The 6,945-nt window shown below is 56.8% G+C and carries 4 protein-coding genes; 3 read left to right on the forward strand and 1 reads right to left on the reverse strand.

The window, feature by feature from the left end:
* Nucleotides 1–250 precede the first annotated feature (250 nt).
* The 3 genes from QV747_RS16505 (at nucleotide 251) to QV747_RS16515 (ending at nucleotide 6,160) form a co-directional block, all read left to right on the forward strand.
* Entirely contained in the window at nucleotides 251–1,504 is a 1,254-nt protein-coding gene (locus tag QV747_RS16505; RefSeq protein WP_273432716.1) for a PAS domain-containing protein, read from the forward strand.
* Nucleotides 1,505–1,560: 56 nt separating this feature from the next.
* On the forward strand, nucleotides 1,561–5,460 hold the full coding sequence (gene hrpA, locus QV747_RS16510) for an ATP-dependent RNA helicase HrpA (RefSeq protein WP_273432714.1): 3,900 nt from the start codon (nucleotides 1,561–1,563) through the stop codon (nucleotides 5,458–5,460).
* Nucleotides 5,461–5,620: 160 nt separating this feature from the next.
* A complete protein-coding gene (locus QV747_RS16515; RefSeq protein WP_273432712.1) occupies nucleotides 5,621–6,160 on the forward strand; it encodes a hypothetical protein in 540 nt (179 codons plus the stop codon).
* Nucleotides 6,161–6,728: 568 nt separating this feature from the next.
* Here the strand turns inward: QV747_RS16515 and QV747_RS16520 are convergent.
* Nucleotides 6,729–6,945: hypothetical protein (locus QV747_RS16520; protein WP_288791576.1), on the reverse strand; the 217-nt coding region annotated here is incomplete at its 5' end.

Consider the following 6,945-nt stretch of genomic DNA (forward strand, 5'->3'; position numbering starts at 1 on the left):
GAATACCGGCCTGTCACGCCGGGGGTCGCGGGTTCGAGCCCCGTCCACTCCGCCAAATCCTTGCTTATCCCCCTGTTTTTTCTTCGTCAGTACTGCCCACATTACAACGCCATTTACTGCGTGTATTTCTGCCATTCATCGCGCAGGTGTTGTAGCCATAACCCGCATACCGAGCCGCTATCGCACCGCTCAGGGTTTGCCTGTACACTTAGCAGCCAGATAACACCACCTTGGGCTGGCCGATCCGACTATGGCACAAGACGCAGAGCAAAAAATCGCCACCTTCACCTGCCTGGGCTATCAAGTCCCCCTCGCGCATGGCTATGCGATTACCCTGTGCCTATTGATTCTAGGGCTTTTTAGCTTTAATGCCGCCCACGGCGAAGGTTGGATCAACACCCTGATTCTATTCATGCTCGGCGCCACGGTTGGCCTCGTGCTGTGGCCGGCAGTGGTATCAAAGCCAAAACAGACTAATACCTATACCGAAACCAACACCACCATCGTGCCGCCTGCCGAAGCCCACGATGTGCTGGCCGGGGTGCCCGATTTACTCTGGACGATCGATTACGCCAGCCGGCGGGTTAGCTCACACAATCAGCATGATCTGCCCTTTCACCCCAGCGGCAGCCAGTTTGCCAAGCTCAGCAGCATTTTTCCGGCCCGGGTAGCGCGGCAATTTCTGGAAACCCTGATCGAGCTGCAAAACACCCAGCGCCAAGCCCGCTTCGAATACACCTTGGGCGCCGAACATGAGCAGCACACCTTCGAAGCGCGGCTAACCCCACTGAGCGAGCGCGATTGCGTGGTGATCATACGTGACGTGTCACACATCAAGGCCACCGAAGCCGCACTCTTCAAGCAGCAGCTATTCACCCAGCAGATTATCGACGCCAGCCCCAATCTGGTGTTTATCCGGGATCAGCATGGCCGCTTCCTGTTGGTGAACCAAACCACACAAACCCTCCTGGGGCATGACCAGATTGTGCACTCCCACCTTGGTCTGCACGACGATACCCCCATCCTGAGCGTAGGTGACGAGCAAGTTTTAGCCAGCGGTGAAGTGATCCGTATCGAAGACAGCTGCGTGTTGGCCAGCGGGCGCCGGCATTGGTTTGATATGACCAAACTCGCCATTGCCCGCGAAGGCGCAACCTACATCCTTACCATCGCCATCGACATCACCGCCCAAAAAGAAAATGAGCTCGCGCAAACCGAAAGCGGCATTCTGATACGGGCCATGGCCAATACCCTGCCACACCCAATGCTGTTGGTGCAGCAAGAGCAAATCCAATTTGCCAATCACGCCGCCTGCCAGGCGCTGGGCTTTAGTCCGGATGAGCTGATTGGCAAAACCTTGCCTGAGCTTGGTTGCACCACTTGTCTACATGAGACTTTGCCGGCGGATGGGCTCTTGCTCTGCGATGGTTTGGGCCAGAACACCCACTGGCGCATCGGCCAATTGCCGGCGCCGCTCGGTCACTTACTCACCCGGCAGGACTAAGCCCCCAGCCGTGCTAAAATTGCCGCTTTGTTTGCTCTTAAAAAACGACTGCGGCAATGAGTTCTTCCCTTCGCGAACTGCGCACCCAACTGCTTGATACCCAAAGTAGCGATCGCTACGCCCTTGGCCGGCTAATTAGCCAGATTGCCGAGCGGGAAAAACGCCAGCAACCCACCGATCAGCTGCACCAGCAACTGCGCCAAGGCCTGGATAAATCGCTGGCCAAATCAGCGCTGCGCCGAGAGAAACTCCCCAGCCCTGATTATGACGATTTCCTGCCAGTCAATCAGCGCCGCGACGAGCTCAAAGCCGCCATCGCGCAGCACCAAGTCGTTATCGTGTGTGGTGAAACCGGCTCGGGTAAAACCACCCAGCTGCCAAAAATCTGTCTGGAGCTGGGCCGCGGTGTTCATGGCCTGATCGGCCACACCCAGCCTCGCCGGCTGGCGGCGCGCTCGGTCGCAGCGCGAATTGCGCAAGAATTAAAATCCGAGCTCGGTCAGCATGTCGGCTATAAGGTGCGCTTTACCGATAAAAGCTCAAGCGCCAGCTACATCAAGCTGATGACTGACGGTATTTTGCTGGCCGAATCGCTGTCTGATCGTTTTTTAAGCCAGTACGACACTATCATCATCGACGAGGCGCACGAGCGCAGCCTGAATATTGATTTCTTGCTGGGCTACCTCAAGCAAATTCTGCCCAAACGCCCCGATCTGAAAGTGATCGTCACCTCGGCCACGATTGATGCCGACCGCTTTAGCCGCCACTTTAATGGCGCACCGGTGCTGGAAGTCTCAGGCCGCACTTATCCAGTGGAAGTACGCTATCAGCCGCTTGCCAGCACGGATGAAGATGATCAAGAGCTGGAAATGGAAGAAGCCGTGGTGCACGCGGTGGAAAACCTGTGGCGCCGCGATGGCAGCGGCGATGTGCTGGTGTTTTTGCCCGGCGAGCGCGAAATTCGCGAAACCGCCGAAGAATTACGCAAAGCCAAACTGATGGGCGCCGAGATTTTGCCGCTGTTTGCTCGCCTATCGAATGAAGAACAGCAACGCATCTTCCGCCCCGGCCAATCGGGCCGGCGGATTGTGCTGGCCACCAATGTGGCCGAAACCTCGCTCACCGTGCCGGGCATCCGTTATGTCATCGACAGCGGCCAGGCGCGGATTAACCGCTACAGCCCGCGGGCGAAAGTCGAGCAGCTCTTAATCGAAAAAATCTCGCAAGCCTCAGCCCGCCAGCGCGCTGGGCGTTGCGGCCGGGTGGCCAGCGGGATTTGTGTACGCCTGTATTCGGAAGACGATTTCAACGCCCGCCCGGCGTTTACCGACCCCGAAATCGTGCGCTCTAGCCTTGCCGGCGTAATTTTGCGCATGGCCGCCTTGCGCCTGGGCCGGGTGGATGAGTTTCCGTTTATCGAAGCGCCATCGGGCAAGCTGATTGCCGATGGCTATCAGCAGCTGCGCGAGCTCAATGCCGTGGATGAGCAAGATCGGCTCACCCCCATTGGCCAACAGCTGGCGCGCTTGCCGGTTGATCCGCGCGTGGGCCGCATGTTGCTGGCCGGGCAAGAGGAAGGCTGTCTGCGCGAAATGCTGATCATCGCCTCGGGGCTATCGGTGCAAGACCCGCGCGAGCGCCCGTTTGATGCCCGCCAGGCTGCCGATCAGGCCCATGCCAAATTTGTAGAGGAAAAATCCGATTTCCTCTCCTACCTGCGGCTGTGGGATTACTTCGAAAAGCTCTTAGCCGACAAAACCTCCAACCGCCAGCTGGTACAGGATTGCCATCGCAATTTCCTCTCCTACCTGCGCATGCGTGAATGGCGCGAGCTACACAAACAGCTCTCCGAGATGGCCAGCGAATTGCGCCTGAACGACAAGCCCGGCACTTTCGAGCAAATCCACAAGGCGCTGATCACCGGCCTCTTGGGCAATCTGGGCTTCAAGCAACCCGAAAACGACGAATATCTGGGCGCGCGCGGGATTAAATTCACGGTCTTTCCGGGCTCGAATCTGAAAAAAGCCCGCCCGAAATGGATCGTAGCGGCCGAGCTTGTGGAAACCAGCAAGCTGTATGCGCGCTGCGTGGCCGCCATTGAGCCGGAATGGGTAGAAAAGCTCGCCCCACATCTGGTGAAAAAGCAATATTTCGATCCGCACTGGAGCAAGGAACAAGCGCAGGTCAGCGCCTCCGAGCGGGTGACTTTGTATGGCCTGCCGATTGTGGCGCGGCGCAAAGTGCATTACGGCCCGATCAATCCGGTGGAAGCGCGCGAGATTTTTATCCGCGAAGCACTGGTGAATTTCAATTTCCAAACCCGCGCCAAATTCTTCGAGCACAATCTGGCCCTATTGCTGGATGTGGAAGAGCTGGAACACAAAGCCCGCCGCCAGGATGTACTGGTGGATGAGCACGCGCTGTTTGCCTTCTTTGATGCCAAGCTGCCGGCCGAGATTATCAATGGCGCCAGCTTTGAAGCCTGGCGCAAAGAAGCCGAAAAAGTCGCCCCGCAGCTCTTATTCCTCACCCGCGATGATCTGATGCAGCACAGCGCGGCCGCCGTCACCGAAGAGCAATATCCGGCCTTTTTCCGCTTGCACGATGCCAAGCTACCACTGGGGTATCGGTTCGAACCCGGCCACGCGCTTGATGGGGTGACCATTACCCTCCCCCTGCATCTGCTCAATCGGGTGAATCACGCCACCTTCGATTGGCTGGTGCCCGGCCTGATCCGCGAAAAAATCACCCTGCTGGTGAAATCGCTGCCCAAGCCGATTCGCCGCCTGTGTGTGCCGGTGCCCGAGTTTGCCACCCGCATGCTGGTTGAGCTGGAGCGTGCCGACCGTGAAGCGCCCTTGCTGCCGCAGCTGGCGCAAGCCATCACCCGCGGCTGCGGCCAGCCGGTGAGCGCCGACGACATCAGCAGCAAAGATTTGCCGCTGCATCTGCAAATGAATTTCCGCATTGTGGATGATGCCGGCCAGGAGCTGGCACAAGGCCGCGATCTGATCGCCATTCGCGCCCAGCTGGGCGAAGCCGCCCAGCTCACCTTCCGCGATACGGCCGATGAGAGCACCGGCATCGAAAAAACCGGCCTTAGCAAATGGGATTTTGGCGATCTGCCGGCCAAGCTCAATTTCAAACGCCACGGCAAAGGCATGATCGGCTATCCGGGCCTCATTCCCGATAGCGATGAAGCCGGCAAAGAATGCGTCGCCATTCGCCTGTTTGATACCGAACACGCTGCACTTGAGGCGCACCGCGCCGGCGTAGTGAAGCTGCTGCAATTCGAGCTCAAAGAGCACGTTAAACAGCTGCCCAAAGCCCTGCCCAATTTCAATCAGCTGGCGATTCAGTATCGCGCGCTGGGCAATAGCGATCAGCTCTTGGCCGATGTGGTTGAATGCATCTGCCAGCGCGCCTTTCTGGGCGAAGACGAAGCCCCGCGCAAAAAGAAAGATTTCGACGAGCAAAAGAGTCGCGCCAAAGTGCGCCTGCCCTCGGTGCGCGATGCCGTGCTGCGCACCCTTACCGAGCTTGCGCCCGAATACACTGCCATCAACGGCCTGCTACCCAAAGCCGGCGCGCTGCAAACCGAGCTGAAAGCCCAGCTGGCTAGCCTCGTTTTCCCCGGCTTTCTCGCCCATACCCCGTGGGAGCAGCTACCGCGCCTGCCGCTGTATCTGAAAGCCATGAAAATCCGCCTCGAAAAACGCGTGCAAAACCCGAGCCGCGATGGCCAGCGCGGCGCGGAGATCAACGAGCTAATGCAGCGGTATACGACGGAGATCGAGAAATGGCAACGCGAAGGGCGAGATACCCTCCCCTTGATGCCATTTCGCTGGATGATCGAAGAGCTGCGGATTAGCCTTTTCGCGCAAGAGCTGCGCACACCGTATCCGGTGTCGGTGAAGCGGTTGGATAAGATTTGGGCGGAGATAACGAAGCGGTGATGGTTGTTATGTTTTGATGTGTGGGGTGGATTAGCTGCAGATGTAATCCAGCATTGTGGTGGTTAATTAAACATCGGTTCGGGGCGTGCCCCAAGCCGAATTTAATCAATACAATTAAACACTTCGAGAAAGTATAGGTTTCATCGTTAGGAGCTATTAGATGTTGGACTGGACTGAAAAACTTGAATCAGTAATTCCAAAGCCATGTTACCAAAGACCCTTTGTATGTAAAGGACTGCCCTCCGACTGTGAAGTGATTATTATCGGAGAAAACCCCGCTACTAAACTTTCTATCGACTGGTGGTCTTTCTGGAATACCAAAACCGGTTTCGATTTTGATGCTTTTGAAATGTATTACATGGAAGAACGCAAAAAAATTGGCAAATACGTTAGCAATACACGCCTTAGACTTAATCGGATTCGAGAGCGAGGTGTGAAATGCATGGAAACGAATGCGTTTTGCAATGAGCGCCTAGACGGGGCAGGCGATGGAGTTCCAAATTATGATGTATTAAAAACGCTGATTCATGGTATGCCCAAAATTCGTGCCATTGTTGCTCATGGCCAAAAAGCACATAAATATATTCGATCCGCGACTATTCCGGAAAAAATCCAGATTTTTGAAGTGAGGCACTTTAGCAGAGTGAGCTTCGCGAATATTGATGATTTGTGCACAAAGCTCTTGTGTGACGTCGAATAGTAGCAGCCATGGCGCAGTGGCTTGGACTATGCTTCTCGGCCAATCAGTTACAGAATACCGCTATCCACGGCGGTTTTTCTTTACTCATAATTTGTCATCCACCACGGATTGGCGGCTATGCGCCGCGGCACTTACTTCTCTTGCTTCGCCAAGAGAAGTAAGCAAGAGAAGGCGACCCCGCAGCAGCGCGGGCTGCGCCCGTACCCTCGCTGCGGACAGTCGAGGCGGCGGCTGCGCGACTTGGCCTACGGCCTTCGAACAGTGCTCGCCGAAACCCCGCCCCGCCTGTTCCTCGCTCGGCGCCGCTGAAGGGGAGAACCCGTCCCAACTTCACCTGCGCGGTAAATACTAGCAGTAGTATTGTGCTGAAGGCATTGCTGGTATTTGCTTTGGTGAATATACCCCTACCATGGTTAGCACGGATCGCCCGTGGAGCCGCGCCGTTCGGGAGGCGGTTGGCAAGGTTTTAAGCCGCAACCTGTTTGAGCTGCGCGACGCTAGCGCGCAGCGAGTTTTGCGGCGCCTTGCCAAGCGCTGGACGGACGGGGTTTCGCGGTGATCGGGCGCGTTAGGGTTGCAAGGGGCAAGGCAAGACTGCCCCTTGCTCGTCCGGCGGGCGAAACCGCCGGTATACCGCCTGCGCCAGCAGGCCATGCCATCGTGAACCTTTAAAGTCAGCAGGTTTTTTGCGCCGTTGGCGCGATGTTTTAATGCGCGTTCCGCCGCGCAGACGGGAAGGGGTATTTGCTTCGCCAAATACCCCTTCACCCCAAAGGCGACCCGGG

This window comes from uncultured Chitinibacter sp., assembly GCF_945957625.1.
Classification (GTDB): domain Bacteria; phylum Pseudomonadota; class Gammaproteobacteria; order Burkholderiales; family Chitinibacteraceae; genus Chitinibacter; species Chitinibacter tainanensis.